Here is a 1,957-nt window from a genome sequence, read left to right on the forward strand (position 1 = left end):
TGCACCAGGTCGCTGGCCAGGACGGCGGCGATCCACTGCGGGAGGCGGGCGCCGCGCAGCTTGCGCATCATGTCGGCGAAGTCCTGGACGTGCCCGACGAGCGCGTCGAGGGCGGGTCTGCGCTGGCGGATCGCCTCGAGTTTGTGCTGGTCCTCGGCCTTGAGCTTGGCCGGATCGCTCATGATCCATTTCGCGACCCGGCGTGGTTTCGGTGGCGGAGGTGTGCTCGGAGCGGGTAGGCGACGGCGAGTGGCGCCTTCGACCGGCCGGAGCGGTTGGAGGTAGCGGCGCAACGTCTGGACGCTGCCGCGGAAGCCCTGCTCGCGGATCTCGGCGTACAGCGTCGCGGTGTCCGTGCAGCCGTCGTTCCACCGCTGATGCAGCAAGGACTTGTACGGGTCGATGAGACTGCCCCTCCTGGTGTTGGCCAGCAGCTCATCGATACTGGCAGCATCGGCGAACCGCCGGACGGTCTGCCGGTCCAGGCCCAGCCGGCGGGAGACCTCGCCGCGGGAGGCACCTTCGGCCAGCAGCTGCTGCACCTGTGCGTAACGTTCGCGGGTGCGGGTCACGAGCCGGATCTCTCTGCCTGGCAACGCCGCCGGTTGCTCTGGCTGTGACAGGGGCTTCGGTTGCGGTGGCGGAACGGGCTCGGTAGGTTCGGTGGGCCCGGCCGTGGGCTCGGCGAGGCTGGCCCGGTGCGCGACTACCACGGCCTCGACGGCTTCGCCCAGGTTGTGCCAGAGATGCCATCGATCTGCGACCTGGATCGCGTCCGGCGCGCCAGCCGCGGCGCCCTCAGCGTAGGCGCCGGCACGGTCCCGACAGATGATCTCGGCGCCAGGATGGCCTCGCAGCCACGCGGCCACGGTGTCGGCCTCCCGGTCGGGCAGCACATCGACCGGCCGGTGGGTGTGCATGTCGAGCAGGATGGTGGCGTACACCTGACCTTTGCGCAGGGCGAAGTCGTCGATGCCGAGCACGCGTGGCGCGGCGGTGAGCGTGGGCTCTGGAGCGCAGCGCAGCAGCCGGAGCAGGGTGCTGCGGGACACGTGCATGGCCAGCTTTGCCGCCAGCCGGGCGCCGGCCCGACCGGCGAGGGCCGCACCGATGCCGTGCAGCAGGTCCTGTAACGGCTGGCTGCGCCGGCGTCGCCTGCCGGTCAGGCCGGGTATCTGCTCGACGAACGTGCGCACCGCGCAATCGGTCACCCGGCAGTTGAACCGCCGGACCTGCAGGATCAGCCAGCTCGGCCGCCCGCCGATCGGCGTGTCGGCCAGGCTGCGCTGATATCGGGCGCACACCGAGGTCGAGACCCCGCCGCAGCCCGGACACGTGGCGGTCCCGCCACGAGCCCGACCGAACAGGTAGGTGGCCTCGGGACCGGACTCCACCCGGTCGACCAGCACGCCGGACAGGTGCGGCAGGACGACCTCAGCGACTGCGTGATCGCGCACCGCACGATGATCATCGATGGTCGAGGATTCGCAAAGCGTTGCGGGTCAACAGATCGCACCCGGTAGCGTCATAACGTCCGTCTACTGTCGACACCGTCAGCCAGGCCGGTCCGCCGGCCAAATCCCACACCGCTGGCCGCCGCGCCACGCTTCCTGCGCCAGAACCGATTTCGGTGAGCGCGTCGGTCAGGGCGTCGGAAAGGTGTTCAGGGGGTGATGGCCGCCTGGTCGGTGATCTGGCGGCGCACGACGCGGAGGCCTTTGATGAATGACATCCGGTCTGGGTCGTAGCCGGCTGGGTCGGCGGCGTCGAGCAGCAGCGCGCGGATGGCGTAGTGCGCGAGGAGCAGGCCCCCGCATTTGTTGTTCAAGGTCCGGGGTTTTGGAGCGGAGGATCTCACCGCCGCCGCGTAGGTCGGTCTTCAGTTCGTCCAGCGCGGATTCTTCTTCCCAGCGTTGGTGGTAGGCCTCGGCCAGGTCCCTGGCGGGGACCTCGTGCG

The 1,957-nt window shown here is 70.0% G+C and carries 2 protein-coding genes; both read right to left on the reverse strand.

Going from position 1 to position 1,957, the window contains the following annotated elements:
* Positions 1 to 1,457, reverse strand: a 1,457-nt coding sequence (locus tag ABT297_RS42980) for an ISL3 family transposase (protein WP_350559970.1), incomplete at its 3' end; no start/stop codon positions are given.
* A 206-nt stretch (positions 1,458 to 1,663) separates the two neighbouring features.
* Positions 1,664 to 1,828 carry a hypothetical protein gene (locus tag ABT297_RS42985; RefSeq protein ID WP_350559973.1) on the reverse strand — a complete coding sequence of 55 codons (165 nt, stop codon included), beginning with the start codon at positions 1,826 to 1,828 and terminating at the stop codon, positions 1,664 to 1,666.
* Positions 1,829 to 1,957 lie beyond the last annotated feature (129 nt).

The organism is Dactylosporangium sp. NPDC000555 (assembly GCF_040300025.1).
In the GTDB taxonomy this organism is placed as follows: Bacteria; Actinomycetota; Actinomycetes; order Mycobacteriales; family Micromonosporaceae; genus Dactylosporangium.